This window comes from Streptomyces atriruber (assembly GCF_001418325.1).
Lineage (GTDB): Bacteria > Actinomycetota > Actinomycetes > Streptomycetales > Streptomycetaceae > Streptomyces > Streptomyces atriruber.
The window spans coordinates 1-16,135 of record NZ_LIPN01000111.1 but is presented as its reverse complement, the minus strand read 5'-3'; the positions used below and the strand labels follow the sequence as shown (position 1 = coordinate 16,135).

Genomic DNA, 16,135 nt, shown 5'->3' with positions numbered 1-16,135 from the left:
GATCACCCCTTACGGAGCCGTACTGATGACAACGCACGCATCCAGCACACCGGCGGGTCTCGAACCGACCCGCGACCTGCCCGCCCTGCACCACGCCATCAAGGACCACTACGACGGTCTGATCGAGCTGTACGAGGACCTGTGGGGCGAGCACATCCACCACGGGTACTGGGCCAAGGGCGAACCCGACCCGGGCCGCCACGCCGCGCAGAACCGGCTCGCCGACGAACTGGTCGCCCTCGCCGGCATCCCCCGGGGTGCCCGGGTCCTGGACGCCGGCTGCGGTGTCGGGGCCTCCGCGATCCGGCTCGCCCAGCAGCTCGACTGCCGCGTCGACGCCATCACGCTCAGCGCCGAGCAGGTCCGCCGGGGCACCGAGAAGGCCGCCGAGGCCGGCGTCGGCGACCAGGTCACGCTGCGCTGCATGGACGCCATGAAGACCGAGTACGAGGACGGCACGTTCGACGTCGTCTGGGCGCTCGAGAGCTGCGAACTCATGTGGGACAAGAAGGAGTTCCTGCAGGAGTGCAAGCGGGTCCTCAAGCCGGGCGGGCGGCTCGTGGTCGCCACTTGGTGCGCCAGGGACGAGTCCCTCAAGCCCGCCGAGGTCCGGCTCCTGCACCGCATCTACCGCGACTTCGCGGTCTCGCACGTCCTGCCGCTGCGGCGCTACGAGCAGCTCTGCGCCGAAGTGGGCCTCACCGGCGTCACCACCGCGGACTGGACCAGCGAGGTGCGCGACACCTGGAAGCTGTCGACCGACATCGTCAAGCCCGTGGTGCGCGACCCCTCCTACGTGTGGAAGCTGGTCCGCGCCAAGGGCGTCGACGTCTTCCGCTTCCTCAACTCGGTGCCGCTGATGCGCCAGGCGTACGACCGCGGGGTCATGCGCTACGGGGTCTTCACCGCCACCCGCCCCGCCGATGACACCGTCGCGTCCCGGAAGGACCTGGCATGAGCGCCCCCACCACACCCACCGTGCAGGACCTGGTCGCCGATCTGCTCACCCAACCCTGGGTCGTGGAGCTCTTCACGGAGCTGAGCGAGCGGCAGGCGGAGTCGACCCGGCTGGTCGAGAGGCTCCGCGCCCGCGACGTCACCAACCACGCGTTCTGGCCCTTCCACGCGCCGCCGATGCCGGTGTCCATGCAGAAGGCGGAGGGCTCCAAGGTCACCGACGCGGACGGCAACACCTACATCGACACCCACCTCGGCTTCGGCGCCCAAGCGCTGCACGGCCACAACCCGCCCTCCGTGGTGGAGTTCGTCCGCGACCGGATGGGCACCGGTACGGGCAACGGCTACTTCCAGGCCATCGAGCTCGAACTCATCGAGCTGCTCGGCTCGTTCATGCCGCACATCGAGAAGTACGCCTTCCTCAACTCCGGCACCGACGCCACCGCGGCCGCGATCCGCATGGCCAGGGCGCGGACGGGCAAGCGCATGGTCGCGAAGTTCGAGGGCTCCCTGCACGGCGTGCACGACCTCGCCGCGCACAACACGGCCTTCTGGTACCACGGCCACCCCACGAACCCGCTGCCCGAGGTCGGCCCGGACGGCGTGGCACGGCAGTCCGCGCTCGCGGGCGTCCACCAGGCCGACCCGCGCGACCTGCTGGTGCTGCCCAACGACCTGGAGGCCGCCACGAAGCTGCTGCACCGCTACCGGGACGACCTGGCGTGCGTCCTCGGCGAGGCCGTCTCCTCGTCGTTCCCCTTCGAGGAGTACACCGTCCCGCTGATCAAGGGCACGGCGCAGGAGGCCCGCAGGCTCGGCATCCCGTTCGTCCTCGACGAGGTCCTGACGGGATTCCGGGTGGGGCCGGGCGGCGCCGCGCAGGCGTACGGCATCGAGGCTGACCTGTACTGCTACGGCAAGGTCATCTCCGGGCTCGGTCTGCCGCTCTCCGCGGTGGGCGGCCGGGCCGACCTCCTGGAGACGGTGCAGTCGAGCGGCATGGCCCTGACCGACCTGGGCCGCAAGAGCAGCGTCCAGACCACCCACGCCGGCAACTACCTCTCGCTGTGCGCCTCGTACGCCTCGCTCAGCCTGCTGCGCGACAAGGGCGACGCCTACTACACGCGCACCCGCGGCAAGGTCGACGTGATCCGCGAGCGGCTGGCCCGGCTGCGCGAGGAGGAGGGCATCCCGCTGCGGCTCCTCGGCTTCGGCGACTTCATCGGCTCGTTCGCCTTCCTGGAGCGGGAGAGCTACCGGGACTACCGGGACTTCACGGCCGCGGTCAACCCCATCGGTCTGTTCCTGCTGACCCTGATGCTGCGCCGGCGGGGCGTCTACACGCTCAGCCTGCCGATGCTGTTCACCGGTGACGCGCACAGCGACGAGGACGTCGACGCGGTCTGCTCGGCGGTCGTCGACAGCGCCCTGGAGCTGAAGAAGCACGGCTTCCCCTTCGTCCTGCCGACCTGACGGGTTCCGCTTCGCCGGAGCGACGGAGACCCACCGCGCGTACGCGCCGAGAACGGAGACACTGATGGCAAGTCCACCGCTGACCACGCGGTCGGTGCACCCTGACAGAGCGGACTGGCGGCCGGGCGGCCCGCTCGCCCGGATCGTCCCCGAGGACACGGTCGGCGCCGCCCTCGCGGGCCGCCGCGAGCGGGCGCCCGACAGCGTCGTCACCTACGTCCACGACCGCTCCGGCGTGCTCACCCGGCTGACGGCGGGCGAGCTGTGGGACCGGGCCTGCGCGGCGGCCGACGACCTGCAGGCACTGGGGGTCGGCGCCGGGGACACCGTCGCGCTGTGCGCGGACACCGGCCCCGATCTGGTCACGGCCCTGTTCGCCGCCATGCTGGCGGGCGCGGTGCCGTTCGTCGTGGAACCGCCGCTCAACGAGGCGCGGGGCGCCGTGTGGGGCGAGCGGTTCCGGCACATGGCCGCGGTGGCCTCGCCGCGGGCGCTGGTGTCCGGGCCGGAGATCTCGCCCACGGTGCAGAGTGTCTGCGCCGACCTGCGGGTGCCGGTCCTCGAGCCGCCGTACGGCGCTGCCGGGGGGAGCCCGTCGACGCGGCGGCCCGCCCCCGTCAGCGCGGACGCCCCCGCGTACCTGCAGTTCACCTCGGGAACCACGGGCGACGCCAAGGCCGTGGTGATCACCCACCGGCAGCTGTACGCCAACGTCGCCGCCATCGCGGGGCACGTGCCCTACCGGCAGAGCGACGTGATGGTCGGCTGGCTGCCCCTGCACCACGACATGGGCCTGGTCGGCACGGTCTTCTCGACCTTCCTCCACCAGATCCCCGTCGTCCTGATGCCGCCGCTCGCGTTCGCCTTCCGGCCCGAGCTGTGGCCGCAGGCGATCAGCCGGTTCCGGGGCACGCTGTCCCCGGCACCGAACTTCGCGTTCCACCTCTGCGCGGCGCGCGCCAAGGACGAGGGGCTCGCCGGGCTCGACCTGAGCTCCTGGCGGGTGGCCTTCAACGGCGCGGAGGCCGTCAGCTCGGCCACCCTCGACCTGTGGCAGCGGCGGATGGGCCCGCTGGGCTTCGCCGCCGAGGCCATGCAGCCCTGCTACGGCATGGCGGAGATCGGCATAGCCGTCACCCTGTCCGAGCCGGAGCGGCTGCCCCGCGTGCTGCACATCAGCCGCAGCGCGCTGGCCGGAACGGGCACCGTGGTGGCCGCGGAACCCGGCGCCCCGGACGCCCAGGAGGTCACCGCCGTGGGGCGGCCGCTGCCCGGCTACGGCGTCCGGGTGGAGGACGCCGACGGCAACGAACTGCCCGAGCGGCGCCAGGGCCGGCTGATCATCAGCGGCCCCTCGCTCACCGAGCGGTACCTGACCGTGGACGGCGCCGGCGATCCGTCGCTGCGCCCGGACGGTCTGGACATCGGCGACCTGGGCTTCTACGCCGACGGCGACCTGTTCGTGACGGGCCGCGTCAAGGACCTCATCATCATCGGCGGCCGGAACTACCTGCCGTACTCCCTGGAGGCCGCCGCCGCGGAGGTGCCCGGCATCCGCCGGGGCGGTGTGGCCGCCGTCGGTGTGCCGCACCCGGAGCGGGGGACCGAGACCCTCCTGGTGGTGGCGGAGAGCGCCGCGGCCCACGACCCGGACCGCAGTCGCGCGGTGGCCGCCGACGTCGAGCGCGTGATCGCCGCGCGCACCGGGCTGCGCCCGGACCGGGTCCACCTGCTGCCGCGCGGCAAGCTGCCCAAGACGCCGAGCGGCAAGCTGCAGCGGGTGCGGATCACCGCGCTCGCGGCGGCCGGCCTGCTGGACCCGGTGTGAGCGCCCGGTCCGGCACCGCGGTGCGGCGGGTCGTGGTGGTGGGCGGTGGCACGGCCGGTCTCATGACAGCGTGCGCCGCCGCCCGCGCCGGGTGGCGGGTCACCGTCCTGGAGTCGTCGCGGCACCCCGGGGGCCGGGCCCGGGGCCCGGCCCTCGGGCCGCACCCCGTCACCCTGGGGCCGCGCGCCCTGTACAAGAGCTCGGGGTGGCGGATGCTGCGCCGCCTCGGGGTGCGGCCCCGCGGTGTGACCCCGGCGATGGGTGAGGCGCGTGCGCTGCGGCAGGGCGACCTCGTCCCCGGCTACGCCACCCCTCAGGGGCTGTTGACGACTCCGCTGCTCTCGGTGCGGGAACGGCTGGCGGCGGCCGGGCTGCTGGGCCTGGCCCGTCCCACGCCGGGCCTCGCCCCGTTCACCGGCGAGCAGTGGCTGGAGCGCCGACTGCCGAGCGCCAGGGCGGCGGAGACGGTGTTCGCCCTGATGCGGATGATGGCGTACGCAGGCTCCCCCGCCCAACTGGGCGCGGACGCGCTGGCCGGTCGGGTGGCCGCCGCCCGCAGCGGCGTGCTCTACGTGGACGGCGGCTGGCAGTCGGTGGTCGACGCGCTGCTCCTGTTGGCCCGTCGGCTCGGTGTGGAGGTCCGCACCGGTGCCCGGGCCGTCGCGGTGACGGCCGCGGACCGGGGGCCGCGGGTGCGCTGGGCCGAGGGCGGCGAGGAGCGCGAGGAGACGTGGGACGCCGCGTTCGTCGCGGGGCTGACCCCCTCGGGTGCGGCCCGGCTGCTCGGTGAGCCGGAGCCCGGCACGGGGCCGGGTCTCTCCACGGCCTGCCTCGACGTGGTGCTGGACCGGCTCCCGGTGCCCGCCGTCTCGTTGGTGTACGGCGTGGAGACCCCGGTGTACCTGGGCGCGGAGCCGGCCGCGGCGCGGACCGCCCATCCGCAGGGCGCCGTCCTGCACCTGGCCCGCTTCGACGACGGCACACCGCGCAGCGCGACGGACAACCGCAAGGAGCTGGAGCAGCTGCTCGACGTGGCGCAGCCGGGCTGGCGGCGCCATCTGGTCGAGGAGCGCTTCATGCCCCGGATGCGGACCATGGGGGCGTTGCCCCACCCCTCGCGGGGCGGGCTGCGGGGCAGGCCGGGGCCCGTGACCTCCGTGCCCGGGGTGTTCGTCACGGGCGACTGGGTCGGGGGCGAGGGCATCCTGCTCGACGCGGTCGGCGCGAGCACGCGGCAGGCGCTGGACGCGTGCCGGGCGTATCTGCGCACCGAGGACTGACAATCCGTCCGATTCGGATCTTCGGTGTCCCCGCCGCCGTCGTCTCCGCCAGAATCGGAGACCGCACAGACCGCACAGACCGCACAGACCGCATCAACCTCGCCGGACGAAGGGGCCGTTGGGATGTTTTCCGCAATCGCGGGGCTGCACCTGCGACGTCGGCGCGTGCTGCTCCTGCTCGCGCTGGCCGTCGCCGCGCTGGCCGGGGCCTTCTCGTCCGATGTGACCTCGCGGATGTCGAACTCGACGACCATCTACGAGGACGCCTCGCGCCCGAGCGTGACCGCGCGCCACACCATCAGCGAGGCGACCGGCAACGACCCCTCGCAGGGGTACGTCATCGAGGTGCGCACCGAGCGGCGCCTCTCCCCCGGCGATCCCGTGCCGGACGCCGTGGCGAAGGCACGCTCGGTGCTGCGGGCGCGGCCGGAGACCGTGGCGGTCGCCGACTACACGTCCCGGGGGCCCGCCCTCATCTCCGACGACGGTCGCGGCACCCTCGTCGTGGCCGCTCTCGGGCCGCTGTCCGAGAAGCAGGCCAAGGACGGCACCGAAGCGGTCCAGGAGGCCATCGACGGCGAACCGGCGCTGCGCGACAGCGCGTTGCTCGGTGGCCCGACGGCCGCCCGGCACCAGGTCGGGGAGTTGTCGTTCTCGGATCTGGCGCGCGCCGAGCTGTTCGCGCTGCCGGTGCTGCTCCTCGTCCTGGTCCTCGTCTTCCGGGGTGTGGTGGCGGCGCTGCTCCCCCTGGTGGGCGCCGTCTTCACGCTGCTGCTCACCTTCGGCGGGCTCGCGGTGGCGGTCCGCGGCATGACGGTGGCCTCCGGGGCGATGAACCTGGCCACGGCGCTCGGGCTCGGCCTGTCCATCGACTTCAGCCTGCTGCTGGTGACGCGGTTCCGTGAGGAGCTCGCCCGCGGCCTGGGTCCCGCCGACGCGCTGCGGACGTGTCTCGGCACCGCGGGGCGCACCGTGCTGTTCAGCGCGCTCACGGTGACGGCGGCGCTCGCAGCGCTGCTCGTCTTCCCGCAGCCCTATCTGCGGTCGATGGGACTCGCCGGCATCCTCACCACCGTGGCGGCCGCGCTGTTCGCCCTGCTGGTGCTGCCCGGACTCCTCGCCGTCCTGGGCACCCGGATCAACGCGCTGCCCCTGCGCAGGTCCCGCGGCGAGGCGGCGGCGGAGGAGGCGTCGGTGCGTCGTTGGCGCCGCCGTACGCAGGTCATCGTGGGCCGGCCCGCCCTGTTCGGTCTGGGCGCGGTCATCCTCCTGGTGGTGCTCGCCTCGCCCGCCCTCGGGGTCCGGTTCACCGGCGTCGACGGGACGTCGCTGCCGGACTCGGTCTCCTCGGGCCAGGTGGCCGTCTCGATGAAGGAGCACTATCCGCGCGTCTCGGCCCAGCCGGTGGTGGCCCTCGCGCAGGCCGGTCCGTCCGACCGGGCGCGGGTCGTCGCGTACGGGAAGCGGCTCGCGGCCGTCGACGGGGTGGCCTCGGTCGGCGAGCCGCGCCGGATCGACGCCGAGAACTGGCAGTGGGACATCACCGTGGAGGGTGCCCCGCTGGGTGAGCGGGCGCAGCAGGTCGTCGAGGACCTGGCCGCCGAGGAGACCGTGTCGCCGGGGTTGTCGGTCTCCTTCACCGGGGGCGCGGCCGACTTCCGCGACCAGCAGCGCAGCATCGGCGACCGGCTGCCGCTCGCGCTGACGCTGCTCGGCGTCACGACGTTCCTCCTGCTGTTCGCCTTCACGGGGTCCGTGGTGCTGCCCCTGAAGACGCTGCTGATGAACGTGTTGAGCACGGCCGCCGCGGTGGGAATCCTCGTGCTGCTCTTCCAGGGGCACACGTTCGAGGGGGTGCTCGGCTTCACGTCGCAGGGCGCCCTGGAGTCCACGGGCCCGTTGCTGCTCGCCGTGCTGGCGTTCGGGCTCTCCACCGACTACGGGGTCTTCCTGCTCGGCCGGATCATGGAGGCGCGCGCCGGGGGCGCCACCGAGCGGGAGGCGGTCGTCACCGGACTCTCCCGGTCCGGGCGCATCGTCACGTCGGCGGCCGCGCTGTTCTGCATCCCCGTCGCGGCACTGGCGCTCTCCCGCGTCGTACTGATCAAGGAGCTCGGCCTCGGCACCGCTTTCGCCGTGTTCCTCGACGCGGCGCTGATCAGGACCGTGCTCGTGCCCTCGCTGATGGCGCTGATGGGCTCCTGGAACTGGTGGGCCCCCGGTCCGCTGCGGCGGCTGCACACGTCGCTGGGGCTCGACAGGCTCCACCGGGCGGAGGCGTCGGCGGGGCTCCCGGCACCCGAGCCCGTCGGCACGCCCGGTCCTGGCCCGTCCCGCGGCTGACGGCGCACGACGCAACGACGCCCGCCCTGGTCCGGTCGGGGACGAGGCGGGCGTCGCTCAGTTCCGTACGCCGTTGTACGGGACGTATGAGGGGTCGTACGGATGAAACCGTACAGGCGGGCTAGACCGTCAGGGCACGGTCCGTCGGGCGGATCGGGGCCGGCAGGTCGCTCGCACCGGTGAGGAAGCGGTCCACACCGCGCGCCGCCGAGCGGCCCTCGGCGATCGCCCACACGATGAGCGACTGGCCGCGGCCCGCGTCACCGGCGACGAAGACGCCGGGGACGTTCGTCTGGAAATCGGCGTCGCGCGCGACGTTGCCGCGCTCGTCGAGGTCCAGGGCGAACTGGTCCACCAGACCGTTGTCGCGGTCCGTGCCCGTGAAGCCCATCGCAAGGGTGACGAGCTGCGCGGGGAGCTTCCGCTCCGTGCCCGGCTTCTGGGTCAGCTTGCCGTCGATGAACTCGACCTCGACGAGGTGCAGGAACTGGACGTTGCCGTCCTCGTCGCCCTCGAAGTGGGTGGTGGAGACGGAGTAGACCCGCTCGCCGCCCTCCTCGTGGGCCGAGGTGACCTTGTAGAGCATCGGGAAGGTCGGCCAGGGCTGGTTGGCGTTCCGGTCCTCGCCCGGCCGCGGCATGATCTCCAGCTGAGTGACCGAGGCCGCGCCCTGACGGTGGGCGGTGCCCACGCAGTCCGCGCCGGTGTCGCCGCCGCCGATGACGACGACGTGCTTGCCCTCGGCGGAGACGGGCGTGGTGACGTAGTCGCCCTCCTGGACCTTGTTGGCCAGGGGCAGGTACTCCATCGCCTGGTAGACGCCCTTGAGCTCACGGCCGGGGACGGGCAGGTCGCGGGAGGTGGTGGAGCCCGCGGCGATGACCACCGCGTCGTAGCGCCTGCGCAGCTTCGCCGCGTCGATGTCGCGGCCGATCTCCACGCCGGTGCGGAACTTGGTGCCCTCCGCGCGCATCTGCTCGATGCGGCGGTTGATGTGCCGCTTCTCCATCTTGAACTCGGGGATGCCGTAGCGGAGCAGGCCGCCGATGCGGTCGGCGCGCTCGTAGACGGCGACGGTGTGGCCGGCCCGGGTCAGCTGCTGGGCGGCGGCGAGACCCGCGGGGCCCGAGCCGATGACGGCGACGGTCTTGCCGGAGAGCCGCTCGGGCGCCTGCGGCTTGACGTCGCCCACGTCCCACGCCTTGTCGATGATGGAGACTTCGACGTTCTTGATGGTGACGGCCGGCTGGTTGATGCCGAGCACGCACGCCGCCTCGCACGGGGCCGGGCAGAGCCGGCCCGTGAACTCCGGGAAGTTGTTCGTGGCGTGCAGGCGCTCGGAGGCCGCGGACCAGTCCTCGCGGTACGCGTAGTCGTTCCACTCCGGGATCAGGTTCCCGAGCGGACAGCCGTTGTGGCAGAACGGGATGCCGCAGTCCATGCAGCGCGAGGCCTGCCTGGAGATGATCGGGAGGAGCGAACCGGGAACGTAGACCTCGTTCCAGTCCTGGACGCGCTCGCCGACCGGGCGGGTCTGTGCGACCTCGCGGCCGTGGTTGAGAAAGCCCTTGGGATCAGCCATTGGTCGCCGCCTCCATCATCTTCTCGGTGATCTCGGTCTCGGAGAGACCGGCTCGCTCGGCGGCTTCCTTGGCGGCGAGCACTGCCTTGTACGTGCTGGGGATGATCCTGCTGAAGCGGTCCACTGCCGTGTCCCACTCCGCGAGCAGCTTCTCGGCGACGGTCGAGCCCGTCTCCTCCTGGTGGCGGCGCACGACGTCGTGCAGCCACTGCTTGTCGGTCTCGTCCAGCGGCTCGACGGCCGCCAGGTTCCCCGCGTTGACGTTGTCGCGGTCGAGGTCGATCACGTACGCGATGCCGCCCGACATGCCGGCCGCGAAGTTGCGGCCCGTCTCACCGAGGACCACCGCGTGGCCGCCGGTCATGTACTCGCAGCCGTGGTCGCCCACGCCCTCGGAGACCACGGTCGCACCCGAGTTGCGGACGCAGAAGCGCTCGCCGGTGCGGCCGCGCAGGAACAGCTCACCGCCGGTCGCGCCGTACGCGATGGTGTTGCCCGCGATCGTCGAGTACTCGGCGAGGTGGTCGGCGCCGCGGTCCGGGCGGACGACGATGCGACCGCCGGAGAGACCCTTGCCGACGTAGTCGTTGGCGTCGCCCTCCAGGCGCAGCGTCACACCGCGCGGCACGAAGGCGCCGAAGGACTGGCCCGCCGAGCCGGTGAAGGTGATGTCGACGGTGTCGTCGGGCAGGCCCGCGCCGCCGAACTTCTTCGTCACCTCGTGGCCGAGCATGGTGCCGACCGTGCGGTTGATGTTGCGGATGGCGACCTGGGCGCGGACCGGGTGGGCGTCCGTCGCGCTGGACGCGGAGAGGGCGTCGGCGGCGAGCTTGATCAGCTCGTTGTCGAGCGCCTTCTCCAGGCCGTGGTCCTGGATCGTGACCTGGTGCCGGACGGCGCCCGCGGGCAGCGACGGCACGTGGAACAGCGGCTCCAGGTCGAGGCCCTGCGCCTTCCAGTGGCTGACGGCCTTCTCGGTGTCGAGGAGCTCGGCGTGGCCGACGGCCTCCTCGATGGAGCGGAAGCCCAGCTCGGCGAGGAGCTCGCGGACCTCTTCGGCGATGAACTCGAAGAAGTTGACGATGTACTCGGCCTTGCCGGAGAAGCGCTCACGCAGCGCCGGGTTCTGCGTGGCGATGCCGACCGGGCAGGTGTCCAGGTGGCAGACGCGCATCATGACGCAGCCGGAGACGACGAGCGGCGCGGTCGCGAAACCGAACTCCTCGGCGCCGAGCAGCGCGGCGATGATGACGTCGCGGCCGGTCTTCAGCTGGCCGTCGGTCTGCACCACGATGCGGTCGCGCAGGCCGTTGAGGAGCAGGGTCTGCTGGGTCTCGGCGAGGCCGAGCTCCCAGGGGCCGCCCGCGTGCTTCAGCGAGGTCAGCGGGGAGGCGCCGGTGCCGCCGTCGTGGCCGGAGATGAGCACGACGTCCGCGTGCGCCTTGGAGACGCCCGCCGCGACCGTGCCGACGCCGACCTCGGAGACCAGCTTCACGTGAATCCGCGCCTGCGGGTTCGCGTTCTTCAGGTCGTGGATCAGCTGGGCCAGGTCCTCGATGGAGTAGATGTCGTGGTGCGGCGGCGGCGAGATGAGGCCGACGCCGGGCGTCGAGTGACGCGTCTTGGCGACCCACGGGTAGACCTTGTGGCCGGGCAGCTGGCCGCCCTCGCCGGGCTTGGCGCCCTGCGCCATCTTGATCTGGATGTCGTCGGCGTTGACCAGGTACTCCGAGGTCACACCGAAGCGGCCGGAGGCGACCTGCTTGATGCTGGAGCGGCGCGCCGGGTCGTACAGGCGCTCCGGGTCCTCGCCGCCCTCACCGGTGTTGGACTTGCCGCCCAGCTGGTTCATGGCGATGGCGAGGGTCTCGTGCGCCTCGCGGGAGATGGAGCCGTACGACATGGCGCCCGTGGAGAACCTCTTGACGATCTCCGAGACGGGCTCGACCTCGTCGATGGAGATCGGCTGGCGGCCGGACTTGAAGCCGAAGAGTCCGCGGAGCGTCATCAGGCGCTCGGACTGCTCGTTCACGCGGCCCGTGTACTGCTTGAAGATGTCGTAGCGGCGGCCGCGCGTGGAGTGCTGGAGGCGGAAGACCGTCTCCGGGTCGAACAGGTGCGGCTCGCCCTCGCGGCGCCACTGGTACTCGCCGCCGATGTCCAGGGCGCGGTGCGCGGAGGGGACGCCGGAGGCCGGGTAGGCCTTGGCGTGCCGGGCGGCGACCTCCTGGGCGATGACGTCGAGGCCGGCGCCGCCGATCTTCGTCGTCGTCCCACTGAAGTACCGCTCCACGAAGGACGATTCGAGACCGACGGCCTCGAAGACCTGGGCGCCGCGGTAGGAGGCGACGGTCGAGATGCCCATCTTGGACATGACCTTCAGGACGCCCTTGCCGAGCGCGTGGATCAGGTTGCGGATGGCCTGCTCGGCCCCGCCGTCCACGGCTTCCAGGAACGTGCCCGCGCGGACGAGGTCCTCGACGGACTCCATCGCCAGGTAGGGGTTGACGGCCGCGGCGCCGAAGCCGATGAGGAGGGCCACGTGGTGGACCTCGCGGACGTCGCCCGCCTCGACCAGCAGGCCCACCTCGGTGCGCTGCTTGGTGCGGATGAGGTGGTGGTGGACGGCCGCGGTGAGCAGCAGCGACGGGATCGGCGCGTGCTCGGCGTCGGAGTGCCGGTCGGAGAGCACGATCAGGCGGGCGCCGGCCTCGATGGCGGCGTCGGCCTCGGCGCAGATCTCGTCGATGCGGGCGGCGAGCGCGTCGCCGCCGCCGCCGACGCGGTAGAGGCCGGAGAGCGTCGCGGCCTTCATGCCGGGCATGTCGCCGTCGGCGTTGATGTGGATGAGCTTGGCGAGCTCGTCGTTGTCGATCACCGGGAAGGGCAGGGTGACGCTGCGGCAGGACGCGGCGGTCGGCTCGAGCAGATTGCCCTGCGGGCCCAGCGAGCTGTGCAGCGAGGTGACGAGCTCTTCCCGGATGGCGTCCAGCGGCGGGTTGGTGACCTGCGCGAACAGCTGCGTGAAGTAGTCGAAGATCAGCCGCGGGCGGGCGGAGAGGGCCGCGATGGGGGTGTCCGTGCCCATGGAGCCGAGCGGTTCGCCGCCGGTCTTGGCCATCGGCGCGAGGATGATGCGGAGCTCTTCCTCGGTGTAGCCGAAGGTCTGCTGGCGGCGCGTGACGGAGGCGTGCGTGTGCACGATGTGCTCGCGCTCGGGCAGGTCGGACAGCTCGATCTCGCCCGCTTCCAGCCACTCCTGGTACGGGTTCTCGGCGGCCAGCGCGGCCTTGATCTCGTCGTCCTCGACGATGCGGTGCTCGGCGGTGTCGACGAGGAACATCCGGCCCGGCTGCAGGCGGCCCTTGCGGACGACCTTCGCGGGGTCGATGTCGAGGACGCCGACCTCGGAGCCGAGGACGACGAGGCCGTCGTCGGTGACCCAGTAGCGGCCCGGGCGCAGACCGTTGCGGTCGAGGACCGCGCCCACCTGCGTGCCGTCGGTGAAGGTGACGCAGGCCGGGCCGTCCCAGGGCTCCATCATCGTGGAGTGGTACTGGTAGAAGGCGCGCCTGGCCGGGTCCATGGAGGCGTGGTTCTCCCAGGCCTCCGGGATCATCATCAGGACCGAGTGGGGCAGCGAGCGGCCGCCGAGGTGCAGGAGTTCGAGCACCTCGTCGAAGGACGCGGAGTCGGAGGCGTCGGGGGTGCAGATCGGGAAGATCCGCTCCAGCTTGTCCGCCTGGCCGTCGGCGCCGAAGAGCTCGGAGGCGAGCTGCGACTCACGGGCCCGCATCCAGTTGCGGTTGCCCTTGACGGTGTTGATCTCACCGTTGTGCGCGACGAAGCGGTACGGGTGCGCGAGCGGCCAGCTCGGGAACGTGTTCGTCGAGAAGCGGGAGTGGACGAGCGCGACGGCCGTGGCGAAACGGCGGTCGGACAGGTCGGGGAAGAAGGGCTCCAGCTGGCCGGTGGTCAGCATGCCCTTGTAGACGATGGTGCGGGACGAGAGCGAGGGGAAGTACGTCCCCGCCTCGCGCTCGGCGCGCTTGCGCAGCACGAACGCCTTGCGGTCCAGCTCCAGGCCCTCGGTGTCGCCGTCGGCGACGAAGATCTGCCGGAAGACGGGCATCGTCGAGCGGGCGGTGGCGCCGAGGAGTTCGGGGGCGACGGGGACGTCGCGCCAGCCGAGGACGGTCAGCCCCTCTTCGGAGGCGATCGTCTCGATCTGTGAGACAGCTCCGTCGGTGGTGCCGGCGGTGTCCACCGGCAGGAAGGCGATGCCGACGGCGTAGGCACCGGCCGCGGGCAGCTGGAATCCGGCCTCTTCACGCAGGAAGGCGTCCGGGACCTGGAGCAGGATGCCCGCACCGTCACCCGAGTCCGGCTCGGAGCCCGTGGCGCCGCGGTGCTCGAGATTGCGCAGTACGGTCAGCGCCTGTTCGACCAGTTCATGGCTGGCAACACCGGTCAGGGTGGCCACGAATCCGACACCGCAGGCGTCGTGTTCGTTGCGGGGGTCGTACATCCCCTGGGGGGCGGGGCGACCGTCCATGGGCGACCAGGCGTGGGTACGCATCGGCACTCCCGTCGTCGTCGGGGCAACTACATGTGGCAAGGGACGACGTTGGCCCTGGCAAAATTTCGTGCAGATTACATGATGGAACGCTTCTCGAAAAGCGGATAGCTGGTTCCACCATGTGGACACCGCTCGTGAAGGTGGGAGCGGCACGGAGGGGACCTCTGCGGGCAGATCCATGACCGAGGGCCCGGCGCGACACAGGCCTCATTGCCCGCAGCGCTTACGGCTCATGCCCCGTGATCACGGTGTCGAAACCGCCGAGTAACGGCTAGTTATGCAAGGTCCCGCATAGGCCTGCAGAAGCTCATCCTACGGCGGTACCGAACAGGCTGCCCAGGACGTACGTCACACCGGCGGCCGCTCCACCCAGCGCGAGCTGGCGCAGCCCGCTGAACCACCAGGACCTCGCGGTCACCTTGGCCACGATCGCGCCACAGGCGAAGAGCCCGACGAGCGCGAGCAGCAGGGCGGGCCAGAGCACGGTGGCGCCGAGCAGATACGGCAGCACGGGGAGCAGGGCGCCCAGCGCGAAGGAGCCGAAGGACGACACCGCGGCGACGGTCGGCGAGGGCAGCTCGCCCGGGTCGATGCCGAGCTCCTCGCGGGCGTGGATCTCCAGGGCCTGCTCGGGGTCCTTGGACAGCTGGCGGGCGACCTCGCGGGCCAGCTCGGGCTCGACGCCGCGCGACGCGTACAGCTCGGCGAGCTCGCGCTCCTCGTCCTTGGGGTGCTTGCGCAGCTCGCGCCGCTCCACGTCCAGCTCGGCCTGCACGAGCTCGCGCTGCGAGGCCACCGAGGTGTACTCGCCCGCGGCCATGGAGAAGGCACCGGCGGCGAGCCCCGACAGGCCGGTGATGACGATGGTCTGCTGCGAGACCGCGCCGCCCGCGACACCGGTCATCAGCGCGAGGTTGGAGACGAGTCCGTCCATCGCCCCGAAGACCGCCGGGCGCAGCCAGCCGCCGTTCACATCGCGGTGGGTGTGGTTGTCGCGGTGCGCCTCGTGCAGTGTCGCTTCGGTTTCGATGATCGCCATGGTGAGCCCCCTCGTGCGTGTTGGACGATCTCGAAAGTACGCGCGAAAAAAATCTCCCGCCAGCAAGGAAGGCCGTACTTACCTGCGAAAACGCGCCGTGCGGAGGGTCCATCCGACCGCCGGTATCCGCACCTCGGCGGGGCGCGAAGGAGTGATCTGAGCCACCGCATGCTCTTTTGAGCACCCCGCGTGGCAGAGATGCACCAAGCACCCCATCCAGCGGTCCGCCCACAGCCGGTGGTCCGCGCACAAGGGAGGCACGGCATGGCGTCCCTCGCATGCGTTCCCTCGATCCCGGCGCCCGGCGACGCCGACGACCTCCGCGAGCGGGCGCGCGGCGCGCTGCTCGGCCTCGCGGTCGGCGACGCGCTCGGCGCGCCCGCCGAGAACATGAAACCGTCCGAGATCCGCCGCCGCTGGGGCCGCATCACGGGCTACGTCGCCGAGCATCCGGCCGGCACGGACGACACCGAGTACGCGATCTTCTCCGGGCTGCTGCTCGCCCGGCACGGCTCCGCGCTCACCGTCGCGCACGTCGAGCGGGCCTGGCACCAGTGGATCGCGGACCTGGACGAGGGCCCGTTCCGCGGCGCGGGCTTCAGCGAGCGCGGCACCCTGGAGAACCTGCGCAGGGGCCTCGCCGCCCCGATCTCCGCCCAGCACCGGCACGCCTGGAGCGACGGCCTCGCGATGCGGGCCGCGCCCTTCGGCGTCTTCGCCGCGGGCCATCCGCACGAAGCGGCCCGGCTCGTCGCGATCGACGGCTCCGTCAGCCATGACGGCGAGGGCATCTACGGCGGCCGGGCGGTGGCGGCGGGCGTCGCGGCGGCCATGACGGGAGCCCCGGTGGAGGCGGTGGTCGCGGCGGCGCTCTCGGTCATCCCCGAGGACAGCTGGACGTCCCGCTCGCTGCGCCGCGCGGTGACGGTCGCCCACCGCGGCGAACGTGCGGTCCGCTCCGCGGTGGTCATCGGGGGCTATCCCTGGACGGACCTCGCCCCGGAGGCGGTGGGGCTGGCGTTCGGGGCCTATGCGGTGGCGCGCGGCGACTTCG

Annotated in this window: 9 protein-coding genes; 6 read left to right on the top strand and 3 right to left on the bottom strand. The window is 72.2% G+C overall.

Going from position 1 to position 16,135, the window contains the following annotated elements:
- The first annotated feature begins 25 nt into the window (after positions 1-25).
- The 5 genes from AOK03_RS13220 (at position 26) to AOK03_RS13200 (ending at position 7,881) form a co-directional block, all read left to right on the top strand.
- A complete protein-coding gene (locus AOK03_RS13220; protein ID WP_055565424.1) occupies positions 26-958 on the top strand; it encodes a methyltransferase domain-containing protein in 933 nt (310 codons plus the stop codon).
- Positions 955-2,430, top strand: a complete 1,476-nt coding sequence (locus tag AOK03_RS13215) for an aminotransferase class III-fold pyridoxal phosphate-dependent enzyme (RefSeq protein ID WP_055565423.1) — start codon at positions 955-957, stop codon at positions 2,428-2,430. Before AOK03_RS13220 ends, AOK03_RS13215 begins: the two co-directional genes overlap by 4 nt.
- A 64-nt stretch (positions 2,431-2,494) precedes the next feature.
- Complete coding sequence (locus AOK03_RS13210) at positions 2,495-4,258, top strand: AMP-binding protein (protein WP_055565422.1); 1,764 nt, start codon at positions 2,495-2,497, stop codon at positions 4,256-4,258.
- The gene (locus AOK03_RS13205) at positions 4,255-5,538 is read left to right on the top strand and encodes an FAD-dependent oxidoreductase (protein WP_055565421.1); all 1,284 of its coding nucleotides are present in this window, start codon (positions 4,255-4,257) and stop codon (positions 5,536-5,538) included. The genes AOK03_RS13210 and AOK03_RS13205 overlap by 4 nt, the downstream gene beginning before the upstream one ends.
- A 123-nt stretch (positions 5,539-5,661) precedes the next feature.
- Positions 5,662-7,881 carry an MMPL family transporter gene (locus AOK03_RS13200; RefSeq protein ID WP_055565420.1) on the top strand — a complete coding sequence of 740 codons (2,220 nt, stop codon included), beginning with the start codon at positions 5,662-5,664 and terminating at the stop codon, positions 7,879-7,881.
- A 121-nt stretch (positions 7,882-8,002) separates the two neighbouring features.
- Here AOK03_RS13200 and AOK03_RS13195 read toward each other — a convergent pair whose 3' ends face one another.
- The 3 genes from AOK03_RS13195 to AOK03_RS13185 all read right to left on the bottom strand — a co-directional run bounded on the left by AOK03_RS13195 (position 8,003) and on the right by AOK03_RS13185 (position 15,081).
- Complete coding sequence (locus tag AOK03_RS13195; RefSeq protein WP_055565419.1) at positions 8,003-9,463, bottom strand: glutamate synthase subunit beta; 1,461 nt, start codon at positions 9,461-9,463, stop codon at positions 8,003-8,005.
- Positions 9,456-14,018 carry a glutamate synthase large subunit gene (gene gltB / locus AOK03_RS13190; protein ID WP_208609538.1) on the bottom strand — a complete coding sequence of 1,521 codons (4,563 nt, stop codon included), beginning with the start codon at positions 14,016-14,018 and terminating at the stop codon, positions 9,456-9,458. Before gltB ends, AOK03_RS13195 begins: the two co-directional genes overlap by 8 nt.
- 331 nt (positions 14,019-14,349) lie before the next feature.
- Entirely contained in the window at positions 14,350-15,081 is a 732-nt protein-coding gene (locus tag AOK03_RS13185; RefSeq protein ID WP_055565417.1) for a VIT1/CCC1 transporter family protein, read from the bottom strand.
- Between the two features lie 264 nt (positions 15,082-15,345).
- Here AOK03_RS13185 and AOK03_RS13180 point away from each other — a divergent pair.
- Positions 15,346-16,135, top strand: a 790-nt coding sequence (locus tag AOK03_RS13180) for an ADP-ribosylglycohydrolase family protein (RefSeq protein ID WP_055565416.1), incomplete at its 3' end; no start/stop codon positions are given.

Coding starts and splice junctions, on each gene's coding strand:
- AOK03_RS13220 (WP_055565424.1), top strand. CDS start 26: ATGACAACGCACGCATCCAGCACACCGGCGGGTCTCGAACCGACCCGC.
- AOK03_RS13185 (WP_055565417.1), bottom strand. CDS start 15,081: ATGGCGATCATCGAAACCGAAGCGACACTGCACGAGGCGCACCGCGAC.
- gltB (WP_208609538.1), bottom strand. CDS start 14,018: ATGGACGGTCGCCCCGCCCCCCAGGGGATGTACGACCCCCGCAACGAA.
- AOK03_RS13210 (WP_055565422.1), top strand. CDS start 2,495: ATGGCAAGTCCACCGCTGACCACGCGGTCGGTGCACCCTGACAGAGCG.
- AOK03_RS13195 (WP_055565419.1), bottom strand. CDS start 9,463: ATGGCTGATCCCAAGGGCTTTCTCAACCACGGCCGCGAGGTCGCACAG.
- AOK03_RS13215 (WP_055565423.1), top strand. CDS start 955: ATGAGCGCCCCCACCACACCCACCGTGCAGGACCTGGTCGCCGATCTG.
- AOK03_RS13200 (WP_055565420.1), top strand. CDS start 5,662: ATGTTTTCCGCAATCGCGGGGCTGCACCTGCGACGTCGGCGCGTGCTG.